At 53.5% G+C, this 21415-nt stretch carries 18 protein-coding genes; 10 read left to right on the top strand and 8 right to left on the bottom strand.

What is annotated here, in order from left to right; genetic code table 11:
* Nucleotides 1–132: 132 nt before the first annotated feature.
* The 6 genes from BM485_02720 (at nt 133) to BM485_02695 (ending at nt 5170) form a co-directional block, all read left to right on the top strand.
* The gene (locus BM485_02720; GenBank protein ID OKY76182.1) at nt 133–1167 is read left to right on the top strand and encodes a cytochrome C biogenesis protein; all 1035 of its coding nucleotides are present in this window, start codon (nt 133–135) and stop codon (nt 1165–1167) included.
* A gap of 12 nt (nt 1168–1179) precedes the next feature.
* Entirely contained in the window at nt 1180–1791 is a 612-nt protein-coding gene (locus BM485_02715) for a hypothetical protein (GenBank protein OKY76181.1), read from the top strand.
* 71 nt (nt 1792–1862) lie between these two features.
* Nucleotides 1863–2129, top strand: a complete 267-nt coding sequence (locus BM485_02710; protein ID OKY76180.1) for a hypothetical protein — start codon at nt 1863–1865, stop codon at nt 2127–2129.
* Nucleotides 2130–2220: 91 nt separating this feature from the next.
* Nucleotides 2221–2460, top strand: a complete 240-nt coding sequence (locus BM485_02705) for a hypothetical protein (protein ID OKY76179.1) — start codon at nt 2221–2223, stop codon at nt 2458–2460.
* 3 nt (nt 2461–2463) lie between these two features.
* Nucleotides 2464–2700: an iron transporter FeoA gene (locus BM485_02700; GenBank protein ID OKY76178.1), complete on the top strand. Its 237-nt coding sequence runs from the start codon at nt 2464–2466 to the stop codon at nt 2698–2700.
* Nucleotides 2701–2968: 268 nt separating this feature from the next.
* Nucleotides 2969–5170: a ferrous iron transport protein B gene (locus BM485_02695; protein OKY76177.1), complete on the top strand. Its 2202-nt coding sequence runs from the start codon at nt 2969–2971 to the stop codon at nt 5168–5170.
* On the opposite strand, the gene BM485_02690 is transcribed toward BM485_02695, so the two are convergent.
* Nucleotides 5171–6856, bottom strand: a complete 1686-nt coding sequence (locus BM485_02690; GenBank protein ID OKY76176.1) for an energy-dependent translational throttle protein EttA — start codon at nt 6854–6856, stop codon at nt 5171–5173.
* Between the two features lie 196 nt (nt 6857–7052).
* The gene (locus BM485_02685; GenBank protein ID OKY76175.1) at nt 7053–8708 is read right to left on the bottom strand and encodes a hypothetical protein; all 1656 of its coding nucleotides are present in this window, start codon (nt 8706–8708) and stop codon (nt 7053–7055) included.
* A 261-nt stretch (nt 8709–8969) separates the two neighbouring features.
* Between BM485_02685 and BM485_02680 the strand changes: the two genes are divergently transcribed.
* Nucleotides 8970–9074 (top strand): hypothetical protein, encoded by a 105-nt coding sequence (locus BM485_02680; GenBank protein OKY76174.1) that lies wholly within the window; start codon nt 8970–8972, stop codon nt 9072–9074.
* Here the strand turns inward: BM485_02680 and BM485_02675 are convergent.
* A complete protein-coding gene (locus BM485_02675) occupies nt 9039–9305 on the bottom strand; it encodes a hypothetical protein (protein ID OKY76173.1) in 267 nt (88 codons plus the stop codon). The two genes, BM485_02680 and BM485_02675, sit on opposite strands and share 36 nt — an antisense overlap.
* A 101-nt stretch (nt 9306–9406) precedes the next feature.
* On the opposite strand from BM485_02675, the gene BM485_02670 reads away from it, so the two are divergent.
* Nucleotides 9407–10984, top strand: a complete 1578-nt coding sequence (locus tag BM485_02670; protein ID OKY76172.1) for a selenobiotic family peptide radical SAM maturase — start codon at nt 9407–9409, stop codon at nt 10982–10984.
* 55 nt (nt 10985–11039) lie between these two features.
* Here BM485_02670 and BM485_02665 read toward each other — a convergent pair whose 3' ends face one another.
* Together BM485_02665 and BM485_02660 are read right to left on the bottom strand one after the other, a co-directional pair.
* Entirely contained in the window at nt 11040–13784 is a 2745-nt protein-coding gene (locus tag BM485_02665; GenBank protein ID OKY76171.1) for a hypothetical protein, read from the bottom strand.
* Nucleotides 13785–13809: 25 nt separating this feature from the next.
* Nucleotides 13810–14820 (bottom strand): hypothetical protein, encoded by a 1011-nt coding sequence (locus BM485_02660; protein ID OKY76170.1) that lies wholly within the window; start codon nt 14818–14820, stop codon nt 13810–13812.
* A gap of 194 nt (nt 14821–15014) precedes the next feature.
* Here BM485_02660 and BM485_02655 point away from each other — a divergent pair, with 194 nt between their 5' ends.
* Nucleotides 15015–15998 (top strand): hypothetical protein, encoded by a 984-nt coding sequence (locus tag BM485_02655; protein ID OKY76169.1) that lies wholly within the window; start codon nt 15015–15017, stop codon nt 15996–15998.
* On the opposite strand, the gene BM485_02650 is transcribed toward BM485_02655, so the two are convergent.
* Nucleotides 15988–16563, bottom strand: a complete 576-nt coding sequence (locus tag BM485_02650; GenBank protein OKY76168.1) for an FMN reductase — start codon at nt 16561–16563, stop codon at nt 15988–15990. The genes BM485_02655 and BM485_02650 overlap by 11 nt on opposite strands.
* A gap of 282 nt (nt 16564–16845) precedes the next feature.
* On the opposite strand from BM485_02650, the gene BM485_02645 reads away from it, so the two are divergent.
* Nucleotides 16846–18792 carry a hypothetical protein gene (locus BM485_02645; protein OKY76167.1) on the top strand — a complete coding sequence of 649 codons (1947 nt, stop codon included), beginning with the start codon at nt 16846–16848 and terminating at the stop codon, nt 18790–18792.
* Nucleotides 18793–18915: 123 nt separating this feature from the next.
* On the opposite strand, the gene BM485_02640 is transcribed toward BM485_02645, so the two are convergent.
* Nucleotides 18916–20838 carry a hypothetical protein gene (locus BM485_02640; protein OKY76166.1) on the bottom strand — a complete coding sequence of 641 codons (1923 nt, stop codon included), beginning with the start codon at nt 20836–20838 and terminating at the stop codon, nt 18916–18918.
* A 55-nt stretch (nt 20839–20893) separates the two neighbouring features.
* On the bottom strand, nt 20894–21394 hold the full coding sequence (locus BM485_02635; GenBank protein OKY76165.1) for a hypothetical protein: 501 nt from the start codon (nt 21392–21394) through the stop codon (nt 20894–20896).
* Between the last annotated feature and the right edge of the window lie 21 nt (nt 21395–21415).

Genomic DNA, 21415 nt, shown 5'->3' with positions numbered 1-21415 from the left:
AATTATGTCGTGGCGGGCCCGATTGCATTTCCCTGAACATGACAAAACGGTGCAGGTGGGAGTGGACTTTCACGACAAGTTGCGATATCCTGCTTGCTGGTGCATATCATACGAAAAATTACTTAGGCGACCATGGAAACCCTGCTGCCGATTCTTCATTATAGCCGGCTCGGTCACCTGCTTCTTCTTGCCCTGTTCGTGCTTTCCTGCATAACCGGTCTTGTCGGAGCGGTGAACCTCTGCCTGCCCCGCTCCTTTCTCCCCCGTGCCGGCATCATGCTGCTTGGCGTCATTGTCCTGCTTTTTGTTGCCGGATTTTTCTGGACCGGCTGGTTTCATTATCAGGTTTTTCACAATCTGCCCTTGGCGTTGCCGGGCTTTGTTGCCGAGATGTTGAACCAACAGCTTGTTGTCATGAATAAAGGAGCGGAATATGGGTTGCCTTTTTATAATCAGCAGGCGCCGCCCCGTTATGTGCTGCCCCTCTGGCTCGAGAATGAAAAATATTACTTCTGGTTCATGTGTTACGCCGTCATGACCCTGGTTGCCCATGTGCGTCTCAACCATCATCGGCTGCGGGGTGCGCTCTCGCTGTTGTTGGGGCTGCAGGTGGCGATTCTTTTTCTGCGGGTTGATCCTTTTCTAGATCCTCTGCCGAAATTTTTCAATGAAATCAGTCCCTGGTTTGCCGGCAGCAGCTGGGATGGGCAGCGCTTCGGGCTTTTCATGAAGCTTTACCCGAAAATGGTGTTTTACTACAACGCCCCCTACATGTGGTTTCATCCGCCCCTGCTCTTTCTTTCCTATGCCTGCATCACCGTTACCTTTGTTACGTCTGTTTTTATGCTGAAGGAGCGTGATCCGGCCATTGAAAAGTTGGGTTATGACTGCGCCAAACTGGGCTATTTTCTCCTGACCCTGGGCATGCTGCTTGGCTATCCATGGGCCTTGCAGGCCTGGGGGCCGAACTGGTGGTGGGACCCGAAGATCTGCAGCTCCATCATGATGTGGGCGATTTACAGCACCTATCTTCATACGCGGCTTTATGTCAACCGACCGTCCATGTGGTATTTTTCGTCGCTGCTCGGTATTCTCTGTTTTTTGGCCATGATTTTTACCTTTCTCAGCTCGTTCTTCTTTCCGGGCGAGCACAGTTTTGTTTCCTGAGCGAGGCGGAGGATGAATAAGCGCAGAGGCTCCTGGGATTTTTATCTCATTTTGGCCACGGTGGCCGTATTGTTCATTATTTCGCTGATCTGCATTTACGGCATGTTTTATTTCAAACTTGCCCAGATCCACCAGCTTGATCCCGCCGCCAAGCTCGCCTATATGAACCGGATGAACATGGTGATCGCCCCCTTCCTCGTCGGCCTGGTGCTGTTGCTGGGCATCTGTGTGCCGAAACGGCTGCTGCCGGCCGTCTGGCTGAATCGCTTCGCCCTGCTTCTTGCGGGCGGAGGCATTGCGATTGCCCTGGGATGGGGCGTCAAGGCCGCATTAATTGCCGTCCTGTCCGCCTCGTGTCTGCTGCAGTTTGTTGTACTCTTTCTTGCCGCCATGGGCAGCGAGGCCCTCCATTTTGAGAAAAGCGGCTACTGGCTGCGTCTGGGTTCATCGCTCATCCACCTTGGCATTATTTTGTTTGTTCTTGATCTTTTTTTTCATCGCCGGACCGCGCTGCATCTTTTTCTTTTTTGGCTGACCACCGGCGCCACGGTTCTGGGCATGATTTTTTCCTTTTATTCACCGACGGTTTCTGCTTTCATGAAAAAAATGCGAAAAATCCCGTGAAGGACAAGGGGAACTTGTGTGGAGTTTCCGGGGTCTTATATTGACATCAAGCGTCTGGGGGAGGAACTGTTATGGGCTGCTGCCGGAAACTTTTTCTGTCTGGAAACGATGGGTCTCGTTCGGTTCTCTGCAAACGTCATGTCCCGATTTTACGGGTGGCGACGGTTGTCAGTATATGGGTTGATGTTGCCTGCGCGCTGCTCTTGGGTGACGGCCTGGTCCTGACGGTCAAGCTGTTTATGGTAATTCATCTCGTGCTGGCAGCCTTTATCCTGTTTGAGTGCCGCCGGAGTGATTCGTATCATCGCCTTTACGCTGTCGCTGATAAAAAATATTGACAGAAGGACGGTGATTCATTAATTTTTATTCATGGCTAAATTAGGTATACCTAATTTTATTATGAACACTTGACTTTTGTCGGAGAAAAAAATGATCCGATTTGATACAATTCTTGTAATTTTAATTGTGGCGGCTGCCGCCTTTTATCTGCTAAGAAGATTTTTCGCATCCTCTTCCGGTGCTGGTTGTTCGTGCCGGTGTGGTTCGGCGCGGAACTGTGATTCGTCTCGCGCCGGCTGTTCTTCCGCCGGGACAAAAATCGGCACCGATCTGCCGGAGGAGCGACAGGAAATTGAAAAATGTTCGGGATGCGGTTGCGGGGGGAAGTAAGAAATGTCTCGGATGATGTTGCGGAATATGAAGCGAAACCAGAAAGGCGTTATTACCGCGGTCAAGCAGGGCGGTGAGCTTGGCCGGCGGATTCGTGATATGGGGCTGGTGCCGGGAACGGAAATCATCGTGCAGGGCAGGGCGCCTCTTTATGACCCGGTTGCCCTGCGGGTGCTGGGCAGTGTGCTGACCCTGCGCAACAACGAGGCGGACTTCATCGAGGTGGAACTGTTGCCGTAAGGTAAATGCATGAGAAGACAACAGGTTTCCGGGGACGGTGCCGAGGAGCTGCGACATACTCATGCAGATGACCGCATGGGCCTGTCGGCCTGACTGTCTCGATGGGTATTGCTTTGAAATGATTGATAAATTCCTCGCGGTGCGCTGCGTCCGGCGCGGGGATGAAAATATTGGAAGGCGGCAAGCGATTGCCGCCGTTTTTTTGTCGGCAGGAGAGTGACGGCTTGCCGAAGAGATTCATCTTCTTTTTTTTGTGAGTTCAGTAGATATGGTTTCAGCAGTGACAATCGCCCTTGCCGGCAATCCCAACTCAGGCAAAACCACCTTGTTCAACGCCCTCACCGGATCCCGCCAGCATGTCGGCAACTATCCCGGCGTCACTGTTGAGAAAAAGGAGGGCAGCTATCTGCTGGAGGAGCAGAAGATCAACATTGTCGATCTACCCGGGACCTATTCCCTCACCGCTTATTCAGAGGAAGAGGTGGTGGCCCGTGATTTTCTCGTTTTTGAAAAACCGCAGGTCATCGTCAACATCATCGATGCCTCGAATCTCGAAAGAAATCTCTATCTCACCACCCAGTTCTTTGAACTCGGCATTCCGATCATCATCGCCCTGAACATGATTGACGCAGCCCGCGATCGGGGCATTGAGGTGAAAGCCGACCGACTCGCCGAATTTCTCGGCGTCCCGGTGGTGCCGATCATTGCCCGCAGCGGCTACGGCACCAGGACACTGATGGAGGAGACGGTTCGTCTCGCCGCCAGAAAAAAGGAATGGAATCCCAAGCGTATTTCCTATGGCGAGGATCTGGATTCAACCCTGCTTGATCTTGAAGAAAAGATAGGTTCGGCAAATTTCCTCGCCGAGGTCTACCCGACCCGCTGGGTGGCGATTAAGTATCTGGAAAAGGACCAGCAGATTCTGGAGCGGGGCCGAGAGGAGAATCCGGCCCTTTCCTTTGAACTGGAACAGGCGGTCGACTCCGTTTCCCGTCATCTGCGCGAAACCATGGATACCTATCCCGAGGCCATGGTGGCGGACCATCGTTACGGCTATATCAAGGGCATCGTCAAAAAAGGGGTCATTGCCCACAAGTACGACAAGGACAGGCTCTATACATCGGACCGCATCGACAAGGTGCTGACCAACCGGTTTTTGGGGCCGCTTTTTATGGGACTGGTCCTGTTCGGCCTCTACAAATTCACCTTCACCTACAGTGAGCTTCCTGTTGCCTGGTTGGAAATTCTTTTCGGCAAGCTTTCCTCCGCGGTGGAAGGTCTGCTGCCGGACGGCTATCTGAAATCTCTTGTCGTTTCAGGAATTATTGATGGTGTGGGCGGGGTGCTTGGCTTTGTGCCGCTTATCATGTTCATGTTTTTCGGCATCGCCATTCTCGAGGACTCCGGCTACCTGGCCAGGGTGGCCTTCATGCTGGATCGTATCTTTCGCATTTTCGGATTAAACGGCAGTTCGGTGATGGCCTATATCGTTTCCGGGGGTATTGCCGGGGGCTGCGCCGTGCCGGGTGTCATGGCCACCAGAACACTCCGCTCCCCCAAGGAAAGAATGGCAACGCTGCTCACCGCGCCTTTCATGAACTGCGGGGCCAAGCTGCCGGTGTTGGCCCTGTTTATCGGCGCATTTTTTTCGGAAAATCAGGCGCAGTACATGTTCCTCTTTACCATGCTTTCCTGGCTGGTGGCCCTGCTGGTGGCGAAATTTCTGCGTATGACGGTGCTCAGGGGGGAATCCACCCCTTTTGTCCTGGAACTGCCGCCCTATCGTTTTCCCACCCTGCGCGGGCTTTTCATCCACACCTGGGAAAAAACATGGCAGTATATCAAAAAGGCGGGCACCGTTATCCTCGGCTTTTCCATCGTTATCTGGGCCATGATGACCTTTCCCGGCCTGCCGGACAGTGAAAAGGAGCAGTTTGCGCGGCAGCGGCAACAGGTTGAAGCTGCCTTTCCGGCAATGGTGGTGGGCGGGGAAAACGTGACGATTCTGGAAACAGAGCGGGAAGAAAGAAATCGTCAGCTTGTCGCCATTGATCAGGCGGAGGCGAAAAAGAAGCTGCGCTACTCGGCTGCCGGTCGCATCGGCACTGCCCTTGAAAGCATCAGCTCACTCGCCGGCTTTGACTGGCGTACCAATATTGCCTTGATCGGCGGTGTTGCCGCAAAGGAGGTCATCCTGTCCACCCTCGGCACCGCGTATTCCCTGGGTGGGGATAACCAGCAAGATGATTCTCTTGCAGAAACACTTGGCAAGGATCCGGGCTGGAATGCGGTCAAGGCGTTGAGCGTGCTGCTTTTCATTTCCTATTACGCACCCTGTTTTGTCACGGTCATCTGTATCTCCAGGGAGGCGGGCTCCTGGAAATGGGGTGCTTTTTCCATGATTTTCAACACGCTTTTCGCCTTTCTGCTTTCGGTCGTCGTTTACCAGGTGGGCTCTTTTTTCTGCTGATTACCCTCGGGTCAGCTGTCTGTATTTGATGCGATGGGGCTGATCGGCCGCGGCACCGAGCCGTTTTTTGCGGTCCGCTTCGTATTCGGAGTAGTTGCCGTCAAAATAGGTCACCTTGCTGTCTCCCTCAAAGGCGAGGATATGGGTGGCAATGCGGTCCAGAAACCACCGATCATGGCTGATTACCACGGCGCAGCCGCCGAAATTCTCCAGCGCCTCTTCAAGGGCGCGCAGGGTGTTGACGTCAAGATCATTGGTCGGCTCGTCGAGCAGGATGACATTGGCCTCTTCTTTCAGCATCCTGGCCAGATGCACCCGGTTGCGCTGGCCGCCTGACAGTTGGCCCACTTTTTTCTGCTGTTCGGTGCCGGAAAAATTGAAGCGGGCCACATAGGCCCTGGAGTTGACCTCCTTGTTACCCAGGGTGATAACATCTCGGCCGTCGGAAATGACTTCCCAGATGCTCTTGTCCGGGTCAAGGTCATCGCGGCTCTGATCCACATAGGCAAGCTTCACCGTCTCGCCCAGCCGGATGGCGCCGGAGTCGGGCTGGTCCTGGCCGGTGATCATCCGAAACAAAGTGGTTTTGCCCGCCCCGTTGGGCCCGATGACGCCGACGATACCGCCGGGGGGCAGGGAAAAGCTCATCTCATCCACCAGCAGCTTGCCGTCGTAAGCCTTGCGAACCTTGTCCGCTTCGATGACCACATTACCCAGCCGGGGGCCCGGCGGAATGTAGATTTCCAGCTCCCCGGCCCGCTTCTGGCTCTCCTGGCTCAGCAACTGCTCATAGGATTTGATTCTCGCCTTGGATTTGGCGTGTCTCCCCTTGGGACTCATGTTGATCCATTCAAGCTCGCGCTGCAGGGTTTTCTGGCGGTCGCTTTCCTGCTTTTCCTCCTGCTTCAGCCGTTTGGACTTCTGCTCAAGCCAGGAGGAATAATTGCCCTTCCAGGGAATACCCTGACCCCTGTCAAGCTCAAGGATCCAGCCGGCCACGTTGTCGAGAAAATAGCGGTCATGGGTAACGGCGATGATTGTTCCCTCATAGCGTTGGAGATGGTGCTCAAGCCAGGCAACGGATTCGGCGTCAAGGTGGTTGGTGGGTTCGTCAAGCAGCAGGATGTCCGGTTTCTGCAGCAGCAGCCGACAAAGCGCTACCCGTCGCTTTTCACCGCCGGAAAGGAGGGTGATCTTGTTTTCCCCCGGCGGGCAGCGCAGAGCGTCCATGGCCATTTCAAGTTTTGAGTCAAGCTCCCAGGCATCCAGGGCATCAAGTTTTTCCTGCACCTCACCCTGCCTGGCAATGAGATCGTTCATCTCGTCATCGCTCATCGGCTCGGCAAATTTTTCATTGATGCGGTTGAATTCGGCCAGCAGGTCAACCGTCTTTTGCACCGCCTCTTCCACAACCTCTTTGACCGTCTTGTCCGGATCGAGCGCCGGTTCCTGTTCCAGCAGACCCACGGTGAGCCCGGGGGAGATGGAGGTTCTGCCTTCGAAATCCCGGTCAATTCCTGCCAGAATACGGAGCAATGAACTTTTCCCGGAGCCGTTCAGGCCGAGAACGCCGATTTTTGCCCCGTAAAAGTAGGAAAGGTTGATATTGTTTAAAACAGGCTTCTTGTCGTAATATTTGCTCACTCCGATCATGGAGTAGATAATTTTATCCGGTTCGTTGCTCATGGCAGTCTCCTTCTGTGCGGCTGAAGTTCCAGGTTGATGGGGCGCGGGTCGGTCGGTTGGTGACGTGATGAGTCCCGCTGTCGGTACATGCCCGAATCCGTATGGGTCACGTGTGTCATCGTGATTGCGGAAACCGCACAACTTAGCATAAAGGGCGGAGAAAAACCAGCAGGAAATGAGACGGGGTTTTGTGCTTTCAGTTGGAAGGGTGCATCTCGGCCCACGACACCGTGCGGTTGCGGCCGCCTGCCTTGGCATGGTAGAGGGCCTGATCGGCGTAATGGATCAGGTCTTTTTTGTTGTCGGCGTCAACCGGATACGAAGCAAGGCCAAACGACATGGTGACGGATATCTGCTGGTCCTCATGCTGAAGAGAAAGGTCGCTGATTGCCTGCCGCACCCTTTCGACTTGAATACGTGCCCCCTTGTGGTCCGAATCCTCCAGCAGCAGGGCAAATTCCTCCCCGCCGTAACGGGCGGCAAGATCAACCTTGCGCACCGAGGAGGCGAGCACCCGGGCGACCTTTTGCAGGACACGGTCGCCGATGGGATGGCCGAAGGTGTCATTGATGGTTTTGAAATGATCCAGATCGCAAAGGACCAGGGTAAGGGGGCTGGACTGGCGCTGGGCGCGATGCAGCATGTTGTCGCATGCCTGCTGAAAGGTACGGTGGTTGCCGAGTTCGGTGAGGCCGTCGGTGGTGGCCAGATGAAAAATCTTTTCATGGGCCCGGGCAAGTTCGATTTTGGTCGTGACCTGGCTGACGATGACCTGGAGGATTTCCCGCCGTTCAGCGGTGAACATGTCCGCTTTTTTCCCGGCAACGGTCAAGGCGCCGATGGCCTGGTCATCTCCGTTGAGCAAGGGCAGGATGAGCAGGGATTGCAGCCCGACCATCCTCATTTCATTACTGAAAACCGGGAATTCGTCCTGGTAGTTGTCATGGGCGGGCATCCAGCGTCGCAGTCTGATGGCCTGACCCACGAGGCCGTCGTCCTCGGGGAATTCCAGTCCCTCGAAACGATCCGCCTTGGTGCCTGCTGCTTTGACGATGCGGTGCAGGCCGTTGCCGAGCAGGCTGATGGCGATGAAATCAGCGGCCGACAGCTCTTTCACCATTTTGATGGTTGCCGTGAAAACCGCCTGCAGCTCCAGGACCTGGTTCAGATCCTGCATTCCCATGCAGATTTGGTGGATTACCTGTTTGTTGCGGCGGGTTTCCTCCATTTTGTGGGCAAGATGAAGATCCTGGCCGATTTTGCTGCAGGAGAGCGCTATCACGTTGCGTTCCGCTTCAGTCCACGGCTCTTGCTCCTCCCGGTCAAGGCAGAGAATGGCCATCGGGGCAAGGCCTTTTTGGACCGGCCCGCCTGTTGCGGCAGAAAGAGGAATGACGGCGGCAAGCAGTGCTCCGATTTCTTTGCGGGATGAATAATAAGGGATGACGAGATTGCGGGGAACGGGGCTGACGGAAATTTCATGACAATCATCCTTGAGTCCGCCGATAAAGCCGCTGCCGCGTGGAAATGGATTCTGGATGATATCATCGCGCAGACTGGCCGCGCTGACAACCTGAATCTCCTGCTCATCGCGGTTGCTCCAGAGAAGAATCGCGCTGGTGAGGCCGAGGGCCTGACGAATTATTTCAAGCTGCAGATGGGCAAAGTCGCCGCTGGGCAATGCGGACGAGTGTGGCGCCGGGGGCAGGGCAGCCCGGGTTTTCGCGGGCGGCACATGCCGTGATTTTACCCTTTTCGATGTCTTTTTTTTTCGGAACAAGAACCAACCGACCAAGGCCAGGCCGGCCGTAACGGCGAGAAAAAAGACTATCCGGAGAGGAAGATTGTCCATTGGGTTCGGGTAATTTTTTGAGCTTCATTCAGGAGGAATATAAAGAAAATAATGTACACCATGGCTAATGGGTTTGTCCAGACTTCCTTCGAGTTCGGCCTCCACCGCGAGACGAGAATTTTCTTGAAAGGGTTTTTCTATATTTATTGACATTTAAATGGTAAATTTCGATAATAAAAACGATTACCCATGCCCAATGGTGCGGGCGTTTTTCCGGAGACGTACCGTAAGGCTGAACAATCAAAAAAATGGAGGCTTGGAATGGACAGCAAAGAATTGAAAAAAATCCTGGCGGGAGTGGGTATTGCCGGCTTGTTGACCGGCATGCCCTTAAACGGCGGTGTCGCCTTTGGCGGCAGCGGCTGAGGCGCAAAAGACGACAGTGCAGTTGGCACTGAGAAGCAAGCGCCCGCTGCCGCGGGCAGCGGTTGAGGCGGCAACAAAGGGAGTGCGGTCAGCACTCAGGAAGAGTCCGCGGAAAAAACTGAAGGCGCTGCTGGAGAAGAAAAACCGGCAACCGTTCCTGAAGAAGAAGAAAAGAAAGCCCCGGCCGGCGGCAGCGGCTGAGGCGGCAACAAGTAGCAGTGCCGTCGGCATTGCAGAAATTTTCCACCACGCCGTCTTTGTTACAAGGAGCAGGGTTCACCCCCCTGCTCCTTTGTCATTTTTTTATTCCTTCTCGCATGACATGATCCCGCATGAAACTCAAACAAATTTTTCCGGCCTGTTTCTCCACTCTCACCGAAGACGCAACGTGTAAACTGCTCAAGCTGGCGGCCGGCGCCGGTGTTGAATATTTTCCGCAACTGCTTGGTGGTCTGGGGGAAAAATTAGATATCCCCCTTTATCTTGCTGATCTTGCCCGGCTTGAATATGCTGTTTTTCTGGTGCGGGAGCAGGGTGAGGAAAAACCGGTGAATGGCGTGGATGAACTTATTGCCAGCCCTTCGTTGCAGCTTCTTCGCCTTGACTGGAAAAATCTTCCTCATCTTCTGCGGGCCGTGGCTGGAGATGCGGCGGTACCGCCCCTGGCCGGCGAAGAGTTTGTCCTTGTTTTTCGCGGTCCGGAGAGCGGCAGGGTGCTGGTGCGGCCGGCCCGGGGCAACGATTTGCTGGCCCTGAAAATCGTGACGGAAAAAATCAGCCCCGCTGTGGCCGCGCGGGCTGCCGGAGTTGCGGTGGGCGTCATTGACCGCTGTCTGGAAAAGGCGGTGTTGCAGGGAATTCTTCTTGCGCCGCCGTCTCGAATCAGACGTGATCCGGCCTTTTTCACTCATGCCGAGGGCGTTGACGAACGGTTTTTCGTTTCCCCTGTTTTCACCCTGCAGTGGCATGTCACCCAGACCTGTGATCTGCATTGTCGTCACTGTTATGACCGAAGCGACCGTATAGCCCTGCCCCTTGAGCAGGGGCTGCGCATTCTCGATGATCTCCGCGATTTCTGCATCGAACATCACGTCAAGGGACAGGTGTCTTTTTCCGGGGGCAACCCCTTGCTCTACCCGCATTTTTTGGAACTGTACCAGGGGGCGGTTGAGCGGAATATGATGGCGGCCATCCTCGGTAATCCGGCGCCGCGATCAACCATGGAGAAGATCCTGGCCATTGAAAAGCCCGTTTTTTATCAGGTCAGCCTGGAAGGATTGCCGGAGCATAATGATTACATCCGCGGCCCGGGTCATTTTGAGCGGGTGCTTCATTTCCTTGAGCTGCTCAAGGAGCTCGGCATCTACTCCATGGTCATGCTGACCCTGACGAAAGACAACATGGACCAGGTGCTGCCCCTGGCCGGTCTGCTGCGGGACCGGACGGACCTCTTTACCTTTAATCGTCTGGCCATGGTCGGCGAAGGGGCTCAGTTGCAGTCGGCCGACAGGCAAGGGTTTCAGGATTTTTTGCGGCACTATCTGGCCGCTGCCCGGAAAAATCCCGTTATCAGCCTGAAGGATAACCTGCTGAATATTGTCCGACGCGAAGAAAACATGCCGGTGTTCGGCGGGTGCGCCGGATACGGTTGCGGCGCCGCGTTTAATTTTATTTCCATCCTGCCGGACGGTGAGGCCCATGCCTGCCGGAAATTTCCCTCCCATATCGGCAATGTTTTTCAAAGCAGCATCAGCGAAATCTACCACGGTGAACGGGCCGCCCGCTATCGGATGGGACCCGCCGAATGCGCATCATGCTCGATCAGGCCGGTGTGCGGCGGCTGCCTTGCCGTGGTGCATGGCCTGGGGCTCGATCCCTTTCAGAACCGGGATCCCTATTGTTTTATTTGAGTATCTTGAAATTCCGCCTGAATTGTCCCTGCGTGAATGCGGCGGGCAGCGGGAATCAGCGTGTGGTCTCGCTTCCCAGCAACTGATTGAATACCCGGACAAGTTCGTCGATCTGGAAGGGTTTGCCGATGGCGGCACAAAAACCATAAGCTTGAAAGTCGGCCATGATCGGATCATTTGAATAACCGCTTGAGACGATGACTTTCGCCGTGCCGTCCATGGCAAGAAGATGTTTGACCGCCTGCTTGCCCCCCATGCCGCCTGGAATGGTCAGATCCATGATCACCGCATCAAAGGGTTTCCCTGACTTCCCTGCTTCCTGATAAAGCCGGATCGCCTCTTCGCCGTCCTTGGCGGGGACGCCTGTAAAACCGAGATGATCGAGCATTTTTATGACAACGGTACGGACAATTTCCTCATCGTCCATAAGAAGGATTTTCGCTTTTCGGGCGGATGTCAATATCGCTTTTTCCTCCGGCACCGATTGTGACGGCGTTCCTTTGGCCGCAGGCAGCAGGATGGTGAAAGTTGTCCCTTTTCCGGGGGAAGATTTTACTTCAATACGGCCGTTGTGATTGCGAACAATGGAATGGCAGATGGCAAGGCCGAGGCCGCTTCCCTGGTGTTTCAATGAAAAATAAGGGTCGAATATTTTATCAAGATAATTTTCGGGGATGCCGATGCCGGAATCACCGAGGCTGATTTCGAGGAATCCGGCAAAATCCGGATCTTCGTACCCCTTTGCCTTTGCCCGGTTGCGGCAGGTGATTGTCACCGTGCCTCCTTCCGGCATGGCCTGACGGGCGTTAATCACCATGTTCTGGATTACCTGGCTGATTTGTCCCGGATCGATCTCCCCCAGCCAGAGGTCGTCGGCCAGGTTAAATTCGCAGTTGACATTGCTGCCCCGGAGGACGAAAGAGGCTGACTCCCGAATAATGTCGGCAATGGAGGTAAGCTGACGGACCGGTGCCCCGCCCTTGGCAAAGGTCAGCAGCTGCTGGGTGAGATTTTTGGCGCGCAGCGATGCTTTCTCCGCCTGGTGAAGCAGCTGCGCCGTATCCGGAAAATCCGCCATCTGGATTTTTGCAAGATTGAGATTGCCGAGAATGGCGGCCAGGATATTGTTGAAATCATGGGCTATGCCGCCGGCAAGAACGCCGATTGATTCAAGTTTTTTTGCCTTGAGGATTTCTTCGGCAAAATGGACTTTTTCGGTGACGTCGCGAAAGACGAGAACGACGCCGATAATGCGGCTTTCCTGGTCGCGGATGGGGGCGCCGCTGTCGGCAATGTGACGGCGCTGGCCGTCGCGGTTGATAAGCAGCGTGTGGTTGGCGAGTTCGATGATGTTGCCGGTGGCCAGCACCTTGTCCGCCGGATTTTCACATTTTTCTCCGCTTTTTTCGTGAATGATGTGAAAAATGTCCTGCAGCGGCTTGCCTGCCGCTTCATTCTGGGGCCAGCCGGTGAGATCTTCGGCCGCCTTGTTGATCATGACCACCCTGCCTGCGGTGTCGGTGGTGATGACGCCGTCACCGATACTGCGCAGGGTAACGGACAATCGTTCCTTTTCCGCGGCCAGGGCTCTTTCCGCCCGTTTTCTGTCGCTGATGTCGCGCGCCACGGCGATAACGACTTGGTTGTCGTTGAAACGGGTGGATTTCATGGCAACTTCAACCCAAAAGAGCGATCCGTCTTTTTTTCTGGCGTGCCATTCAAAGAGTTGAGGTTCCGGCATGACGGCAGAGCGCATCTTCTGATTGGCTTCCTGTTCCGTATAGGGAGGTATGCCTGAACTCACGTCACCGATGGTAAGTTGCAATGCCTCCTCTTTTGTATAGCCGTATATATCCAGCATGGTCTGGTTGACATCAAGTATTTCTCCGGTCTTGCCGTCATGGATGAAAATCGCGTCGCTCGGGGCATTGTATATGGCCCGGTAGCGGTTTTCACTGATCTGCAGGTCTGCCAGGGCCTGATCAAGTTCGCTTTCCCTTTTTTTGATGATTTCCAGTTGCAGCGTTTTCTCCTCCATCTGCCGACGGAGAGTTTCGACCATCGTGGCGATGTCCTGCTGCAGGGTGGCAAGCTCAAGAATGGCTTTTCCTTTGAGTTGTTGCCGGTAATCACCCTGGGAGATGTTTTCGGCAAAACGAGACAGGGTAATAATGGGTGAAATGATGAGTTTCTGCATGCCGATCATAAGGAGAATGCCGATAATCAAGGCCATTGTCAGGACGATCAGACTGATACGCAGAAACAGATTCTTGGCGGCAAACAACTCGTCGTAACTGATGCAGAGACCGATGTAGCTCTGCCAGGGGAGATAGAAACGGCTTACTGCCAACATTTTTTGACCGAGAACGGTATACGAGAGAATTTGGCGTTCGTTTTTCTTGGTCAGGCGCGCGAAAAAAAAGGAAAATTCCGGGTCGGAGCTCATGGAAAAAGAGTTGGAAAGAAGAATTTCGCGCTCCCGGCCGATAACAAACACGGTACCGCTTTCTTTGTAGCGGATGGCGGCCAGCTGTGCCAGACCATCTGTTTTGATCTCGTCCAGGTGGCTCTGGCTGTCTTCAAGACCGATGCGACGAAGCGTTTCGTGGCGCCGTTCAATGGGCTGGATCAGGGATTCCAGTTTTTCCCCGAGCAGTTCGGTGCCCAGTTGGAAAATGATTCCGTCCAGCAGCTTGCTGCCGGCGAAAAGCTGCGGCAGGGACAGGGCGAGAATCAACAGAGACATGGCCAGCAGAAAGAGGCTGCGGATGGAGGAGAAGATTGTCCTTGTTCGCGTCATTACAGCAGGCCTGTGTCGGGGGTTTTTATTTAACAAGGATGTCGACCGCTTCCAGGGCATCGAACGAAATTGTCAGATTGTGATTCCGGGCTGCCTTGAGGTTGATGAAAGAGACTTGTCTGGCCGGTTGCGGCAGGGTTTCGCTGATGGCTTTTTTCCCCGCAAAGATATCGGCGGTCATTTGTGCAGCCTGAGCACCGCAGAAGCCGAAGGGGTTGAACAGTCCGGCAAGAATATCATCGTCCAGATAATCCTTGATCGAATCCCGATCGATGTCCAGGGTCAAGGCGGTAATAACCGGCACGCCGCTTGACTTCAGGGATTCCCGGCTTTGAAAGCTGCCGACTATGCCGCCGTATGCGTCGATTTTTTCATTGCGCAGTTCATTGAGGACGGGCGTCACGCTGTTTGCCAGGTCGGGGAAAAAGAGAGTGAAACCATGCCGTTCTTCAAGGGAAAGATCGACATATGCTTTTTTTGAAACCAGATCGGCAGGAATGCGGGAATCGTGAACATAAGCATAGCGGCGGCTTTCCGGCATGATAAGCCGGGCGATGCGCAGAATTTTTTCCGGCGGGTACATGAGATAGATGCCGGAAAGGTTGGTTTCCGGCAGGGCAGTCAGGGAGGGGAGCATCTCCAGGGCAACGGCTTCAAGCACGGGGACAAAGAGCTGGGGCACGTTTGTCGTCTGCAGTATTTCACGCACAGGCATGGAGACCCAGCCGCAGGTGATGAACATGTCGGCTTTGTCTCTGTATCGGTTCACCGCTTCACGCACCTCGGGAATGGAGTCCTGGTTCGCTGTTTTTGTCAGGATGTCGGTATATTCGATGTCGCGTCCTTCGATAAAGCCGCGCAGGGTCATGGTGCTTTTGAATTCCGTGACGACGTCGGCAAAATGGGCAGGGGATATGGGATAACGGATGAAAACGACATGTTTGGGGCGTGCCCAGGCCGTTGCATGGGGAAATGCGATAAGGGAAAGCAACAGGGCAACCAGGGAAAAAAGGCGTGCGGTTCTGCCGCGGATCATATTTTCACCGTTAGGAGAAAAAAAATAGAAAAGAATATGTATAACTATGGCGGGGGGCAGCTTGAAACGTCAAGAAAAATGTAACATTGTAATATTGTTTCGTCTGGTTGGACTTCCCAAAATATATGACGCACAAATAGTTTGTGCTATAATTGAGGATACGAAGACTTTTTTTGCAAAGGAGAGGCAATGCAATGATGAAAGTGGGAATTATCGGCACCGGTGCGCACGGCTCCCGATATGCCCGGCATATCGTCAATGACTTGCCCGGGCTTCGACTGACGGCCATATCCCGCAGGGGAGAAGAGGGAAAAAAACAGGCTGCGGAGTGGCGGAGCCGCTATTATGCCGATTGGCCGGATCTTGTTCGAGACCGGGAGGTCGATGCGGTCATTGCCGTCACTCCGCCCGTATTGAATGTGGAGATTGCCCGCTGCTGTGTGGCGGAAAAGAAACCGCTGCTCATGGAAAAACCGTTGGCCATCGATTACCGCAGCGGAGCAGAGATTGTTGCCATGTTTACTCAAGCCGGTTTGCCGCTCACCGTGGGGCAGACCCTGCGGTATAACACGGTTATACGGGCGCTCCGCCGGTCGCTTCCCAGGGTCGGGCGTCTTGTTGCTTTTTCCGCAAGTCATCGCCTTGAGCCCTCAACCAATTCCTGGCAGGCCGAGCAGTCAATTGCCGGCGGCGGCGTGATTCTGCAGACCGCGGTGCATATGTTTGATGCCTTGCGCTTTATGACCGGCTGTGAGGTGAAAAGAGTGCGGGGGTCCATGTTTCACATTCACAATCCCGGATTGGAGGATCTTTTCACTGCCCAGCTTGAAATGGAAAACGGCGTGATCGGTGTCGTGGATGGCGCCAGGGTCGGCAGGGGCAGGTCGGGGCGCTATGAGTTTGTCGGCATCGACGGTGAGCTCCATGGCGACCAGATTCACGGGCAATTGGATTTTATCCGCGGCAGCCGGAGGGAAGTGGTGGGCCACCCTCTTCTCACCGGCACGATTGTGCCTCTGCTTGCCGACTGGCACTCTTTCCTGTCAGGTCGCGCGGCCAATCCTGTTGCCGGGGAAGAAGGGTTGGCCGCGCTGGCTGTTTGCCGGGCCTGCGTGCTTTCCGCAACCAGGGACCAGTGGGTGGCGGTTGAAGACCTGGAGAACCCTTTTATCCCTTGATTCTTTTCAGCAGCCAGGCCATGTTTCGACCCAGATCCCGCATGGTTTTGATTCCTTCCTCGTCGTTTTCCACCTCTCCCGGCTCCCGGCCGATGCCGATATTCCAGTAGGATGAGCCGACGATGATCATCTGGCCGATGGTGAAGAAATTGTTCAGGGAGTTGAAGACATGGGATGCCCCGGCCCTGCGGACGGCGACCACTCCGGCCCCGACTTTTCGCTGGAACATGTCGCCGTTGGCTCGGGAAACCATGCCGCAGCGTTCCATCAGGCCCTTCATCGAGGCGGAAACATCGGCAAAATAGGTCGGGGAACCGAGCAGAATGCCGTCCGCCTCGGCCATTTTTTCAATGGCCTCGTTGATGATGTCGCTTTCCACCGCACAACGGCTGTTTTTTCGCTCGAAACATTTATAGCAGGCGAAACAGCCCGGCACGCTTCTGCCGGCAAGTTCAATCAGTTCGGTGGATATTCCTTCCTGTTCAAGCTCCGCCAGGACATGGTTTAATAGGTGGGCGGTGTTCCCGCCTTTGCGGGCGCTGCCGCTGAACGCAACGACTTTCATGACTGTTTCTCCTTGTTTTGGGAAAGTGAGGAATTGACTGAATATCTTCTTGTACCACAGCGCACACGGAGATCACAGGGAAACATGGTATGACGGCCGGGCAACTTTTTGAACCTGCGCACTCCGTGAAATTTTTTTTCAGGACAATCATCAGCCTGAAATCTTTTTCGTGGTGAAAGAAAAACTCGTTGCTCTTTTCTTGACTTCCGAAAAAAGTTCGTGATATGCAGTAGTAAGCAAAGATTGCAACATTGTTCCACTTCATATTACCCAGGATCGGCCATGTCTTCTCCAGAAAAAATCAGGATGAGGGAAAATAAATTTTCTTTCATGGGGCTTTTTGACTGCACTGCGGAGAGTTTTCCCGGCTGTTTTGTCCAGAAATGTCTCGATACCAGCATTACCGGAAAACTGATCGGCATGCTGGTTGTTTCGTTGCTCGGCTTTGCCGTATTGATCGTCATCAATACCGTGGCCCTGCATAAGATTGAAACCCAGAACAATGCCATTCGGGATGTTGCCATTCCCGAGTATAAAATCAGCCAATATATCCTGCGCAGCATTAATGGTTTCAAGATCTCATTGATCCATATTCTGAACGAGCCGGAACTCAAGAACGACAACCCTCATGTCAAGGCCAACAAGGAACGGATTGACGACATCGGCACCATGATCAAGTCGCTGCAAAACGGCGGTTCGGTGCTTGATGTGGCCAAGGTGTCGAGCCGCACCCTGGATGTTTTCACCGTCAAGCCCCCCGACAGTCCCGTTATGAGCGAACTTGTCAGCGATATCTTGGATGAACATCAATACTTGCGGGAGTCCTACCGTGATCTGATCGGCAATATGGTGCGCATGGGGCCGACGGCCAAAAAACAGGAGCATCTTGAGGATCTGGTGAGCAGCCTTGACGAGATGTATGAACTCGTCATTGACATGACGGTTGAGATCAACAATCAGCATTCCGCTCGGTTTCAAGACCTGGAGAATATCATCGATGACTCCCGGTTCCGTTCCATCTGGCTGGGAGTGGTCATTGCGGTCATCCTTTCCATTGCCACCATGCTCTATATCCTCATTATCGTCATGCCGCTGCGCGATATCCTGAAGAAAATAAAGATCATCGCCAAGGGCGAGGGCGACCTTGCCCAGCGCATTGAAGTGAAAAGTCATGACGAGGTCGGCCAGCTTGCCTATCAATTTAATACTCTGGTTGATAATATTTTTACGCTCAATTCATTCAAGGCCATCATCGAGGAAGAGGAGTCGACCACCGAGGTCAATCAGCGGCTGGCTGCCCTGCTGCGGGAAAGATATCATTTCGACCGCCTTTTTATTTATGAGATAACCGGCAACAAGAACAAGATGTCCGTCGCCTATGCCGCTGAATACAGGGATGTCTGCAGCCCGGAAATACTCGACGATTCTAATTTCTGCCGAGCGAAGCGGACCGGCCACGCCATTTCCTCTCTGGAGTTTCCCAATATCTGCAAGATGTTCCCCCACAAGGACAGGCTCGAACATCATTGCATTCCCATGATTGCCGGCGGCAGGGTTGTCGGCGTTGTCCAGTTTCTGCATGACAAGGTGAGTTCCGCTGAAAGCCGGGAGGTCTTTGAAAATCTGGTGCAGCGGGCAACGCGCTATATCAAGGAGGCCACGCCGGTTATCGAGGCCAAACGTTTTGCCTCCGCCCTCCAGGAAACAACACTGCGCGACCCCATGACCGATCTCTATAACCGGCGTTTTCTGGAGTCTTTCACCGACACGCTGGTGGCGAGCACCATTCGCCGGCAGACCAGGGTGGGCATTCTCATGTGCGATATGGATTTCTTCAAAGAAGTCAATGATACCTACGGTCATGAAACCGGTGACGTGGTGCTGATCAAAACGGCTGAGGTGTTAAAGTCGTGTGTCAGGGCGTCGGACATGGTGATCCGCTATGGCGGGGAGGAATTTATCGTTCTGCTGATCGATGTGAAAAGCAGGAAGGACATTCTTGATCTTGCCGAAAAGATCCGCAAAACCATGGAGGAAACGGTGATCAACGTTCCGGATGGGGCCCTGCAGAAGACCTTGAGTATCGGGGTAAGTGAGTTCCCGAGCGATACGGAGGGTTTCTGGGAGGCGATCAAGTTTGCCGATGTGGCCCTTTATCGCGCCAAGGAACAGGGCCGCAACCGGGTGATCAGCTTTACCCCGGATATGTGGAAGGAGGAGAAGTATTAAAAGCGCGCCGGATTTGTTGGATTCGTAAAAAACATCCTGGTTCCGAATTTTCGTGACGATAAATCGGCAAGTTGTCGTGCGCTGTCCGGCTGTCGAGCGGCGTTCGGCGAGACAGTCGAATTTCTAAACCGGCAGAAGAAAAGAAAATGTGCTGCCTGTTCCGTTACCGTCGCTTTCCGCCCAGATTATGCCGTGGTGGAGTTCCACCAGCCGTCTGGTCAGGGAAAGCCCAAGGCCCGTCCCCTGATATTTCCTGCTGACCGAGCTCTCCACCTGTTCAAACGGGGTGAAGATCCGTTGTAAATCAATTTGTGCGATGCCGATTCCCGTGTCAACCACGGAAATTTTGATCAACTTCCTGCCGGTGGGAGCGTTTGTGTCTCTGTCATGCGGTGACACATGGCGATACCATTCAGATAATTCCGCGGCCTGGGCCTTGATGGTAATATGGCCGCCGGGCGAAGTGAATTTAACGGCATTTGCCAGCAGGTTGAAGATAACCTGTTTGAGTTTGCGTTCGTCCGCTGTGATTTGTTGGGGAAGATTTTCTTCGATATCAAGGGCAAGGGTTATATTTGATTTGTCCGCCTTGCCCTTGATCATGATGAAACTATGGGCAAGCAGCGCCGCCAGATCAAATTTTTCCAGTCGAAGTTCCAGCTTGCCGGCCTCAACCTTGGAGAGATCGAGGATATCGTTTATCAGGGACAGGAGGTGACGGCTGGATTGGAGAACGTTGTGCAGATATTCCTCCTGGGTGCCGTTGAGTTCACCGAAATGCTTGTCCAGCACCACTTCGGTGAAGCCGATGATGGCATTCAACGGTGTCCGCAGTTCATGGCTCATGTTGGCGAGAAATTCGCTTTTGGCCACATTGGCCACTTCCGCTTCCTGCCGCGCCCTGCTCAGCTGATTGTAGGTTTCCTCCAGGGTGTCCATCATCACGTTGAAATCCATGGTCATGTTTTCCATTTCGTCAATGGCGGATTCCCATTGCTTGGGCGCGGGAACACGGATGCTCAGGTTTCCCTCTTTTTCCGTTACTTGGTGGAGGGCGGTTATCAACTGATTGATTTTGTTGAAAACCCGCATTTTGAGCAGGAAAAAAAGGGCGATGGAGATCGTTACCGAAGCAAAAAAAGGAATCAGGTTGGCGGTTATCAGACGACGCCGTTGCTGGATGAAGCTTTGTTTGTCGAGGGCCATGGTAAGGTAGCCGACGTTTTCACCAAAATTGTTCGACAGATTTTTTGTTTTGGTGGCATAGGACAGGCCCTGGTGGGTGAGGCTGTCTCCCTGGGGGAACTGGACGGTATCGCCAATGAAGCTGGTCAGGATGGGTTGAAGATCCTGATTGAAAAGGACGATTTCCGATCCGGCGATTTCCGTCATGTGCTGGATAAGGTTGGTATTGCCGTTAATCAGTTTGATCATGACAATATGCCCGTATGTATCACCGGAATCATGGACCAGGGACACGATGGACTTGATCGCCATGATTTTCTGCCGGCCCTTGCTGATTGCGGGAGACATGCCTTGCAGGGCGAGAATGGATGCGGGAATTTCGGTCAGGCAGACATGCTGTTCGAGTCGCCGCACGAAAATTTGGTATTTTGAATGATGGGAAATTTCCGTGCCGAGGCGGTTGCAGGAAACAAGATTAAGGTCGCCGTCAAAAAGGAAGATCAAGTCGATATTGTGTTTTGCGGCGATGGTCTGCAGCATGACGGTTATCGGCTTGATCTTGTCATAATCGAGGAAATCGACGAACTTGCGGTTTTGTTCCTTGATAATACCTGAGACCATGCCGATTTTATCGAGTTCGTAATTGAGGATTGATTCGGCAATGATCAGCTTTGATTGCAGTTGTTGGTTTAGCTGTAAATTTACTTTTCTGGTTTCCTGGATGGAGGAGTAAATGGCGTTGCCGATAATCACCGCAATGAGAAGGATGAAAAGCAGGATGAGTTTGCGGATAATGGTCCGGCGCGGCCCCTTTTCGAGGGCCTCCCTCCGCGCGGAATGGGAAGGCATGGAGCGCATCATTGGAGAATCTTCCGGGTGGTTTTGTGTTGACGGCGAAGCGCGCGGAAAGAGCAGGTTACTCGCACGAAAGCCGTTTCTGCAAGCTGCTCTGGCCGTGGATCAGCGGTAATCCCTCTGCCTGCCAGCGAGAGGTCCCCCCCTTTAAAATTCCAATCACCTCATATCCCTGCATGGTGAGAAATTTTGCCGCAATGGTGGATTGTTTCATAATCCAGTCCGTAATAAGTATTTTTTTGTTTTTCGGAATCAGATGAAAATTGTCCTCGAGAAAGACGAGAGGGCAATGGCGTGCACCCTTGATGTAATTGCCCGCCAGGGTGGAGTTGTCGAATTGGAAATCGAGATCGTCCAGCGTCAAGGTCTGTCGATCCAGGCTCCTGACATCAAGCAGGAAAATGTTATTGTCTTCGTTTAAGATTTTTTGAAATTCATGCGGCGGCAGTTTTGTTACCTTGACCTTTTGCCATTCTTCACTGGTGGTCATGGTGTAATTGAAATAGCGCCATTCGGGGATGCCGCCGGTAAAATAGTATACCTCCGTGTGACCTTTTGCCACCGCAATCCTTGCGGCGCGATT

It is taken from the genome of Desulfobulbaceae bacterium DB1 (genome assembly GCA_001914235.1).
GTDB lineage: Bacteria > Desulfobacterota > Desulfobulbia > Desulfobulbales > SURF-16 > DB1.
The sequence above is the reverse complement of the archived record's forward strand: the minus strand, read 5'-3'. Positions and strand labels throughout refer to the sequence as shown.

Bases quoted from the DNA above. Each gene is read 5' to 3' on its own strand.
- BM485_02720 (OKY76182.1), top strand. From the start codon at position 133: ATGGAAACCCTGCTGCCGATTCTTCATTATAGCCGGCTCGGTCACCTG.
- BM485_02715 (OKY76181.1), top strand. From the start codon at position 1,180: ATGAATAAGCGCAGAGGCTCCTGGGATTTTTATCTCATTTTGGCCACG.
- BM485_02710 (OKY76180.1), top strand. From the start codon at position 1,863: ATGGGCTGCTGCCGGAAACTTTTTCTGTCTGGAAACGATGGGTCTCGT.
- BM485_02705 (OKY76179.1), top strand. From the start codon at position 2,221: ATGATCCGATTTGATACAATTCTTGTAATTTTAATTGTGGCGGCTGCC.
- BM485_02700 (OKY76178.1), top strand. From the start codon at position 2,464: ATGTCTCGGATGATGTTGCGGAATATGAAGCGAAACCAGAAAGGCGTT.
- BM485_02695 (OKY76177.1), top strand. From the start codon at position 2,969: ATGGTTTCAGCAGTGACAATCGCCCTTGCCGGCAATCCCAACTCAGGC.
- BM485_02690 (OKY76176.1), bottom strand. From the start codon at position 6,856: ATGAGCAACGAACCGGATAAAATTATCTACTCCATGATCGGAGTGAGC.
- BM485_02685 (OKY76175.1), bottom strand. From the start codon at position 8,708: ATGGACAATCTTCCTCTCCGGATAGTCTTTTTTCTCGCCGTTACGGCC.
- BM485_02680 (OKY76174.1), top strand. From the start codon at position 8,970: ATGGACAGCAAAGAATTGAAAAAAATCCTGGCGGGAGTGGGTATTGCC.
- BM485_02675 (OKY76173.1), bottom strand. From the start codon at position 9,305: ATGCCGACGGCACTGCTACTTGTTGCCGCCTCAGCCGCTGCCGCCGGC.
- BM485_02670 (OKY76172.1), top strand. From the start codon at position 9,407: ATGAAACTCAAACAAATTTTTCCGGCCTGTTTCTCCACTCTCACCGAA.
- BM485_02665 (OKY76171.1), bottom strand. From the start codon at position 13,784: ATGACGCGAACAAGGACAATCTTCTCCTCCATCCGCAGCCTCTTTCTG.
- BM485_02660 (OKY76170.1), bottom strand. From the start codon at position 14,820: ATGATCCGCGGCAGAACCGCACGCCTTTTTTCCCTGGTTGCCCTGTTG.
- BM485_02655 (OKY76169.1), top strand. From the start codon at position 15,015: ATGATGAAAGTGGGAATTATCGGCACCGGTGCGCACGGCTCCCGATAT.
- BM485_02650 (OKY76168.1), bottom strand. From the start codon at position 16,563: ATGAAAGTCGTTGCGTTCAGCGGCAGCGCCCGCAAAGGCGGGAACACC.
- BM485_02645 (OKY76167.1), top strand. From the start codon at position 16,846: ATGTCTTCTCCAGAAAAAATCAGGATGAGGGAAAATAAATTTTCTTTC.
- BM485_02640 (OKY76166.1), bottom strand. From the start codon at position 20,838: ATGATGCGCTCCATGCCTTCCCATTCCGCGCGGAGGGAGGCCCTCGAA.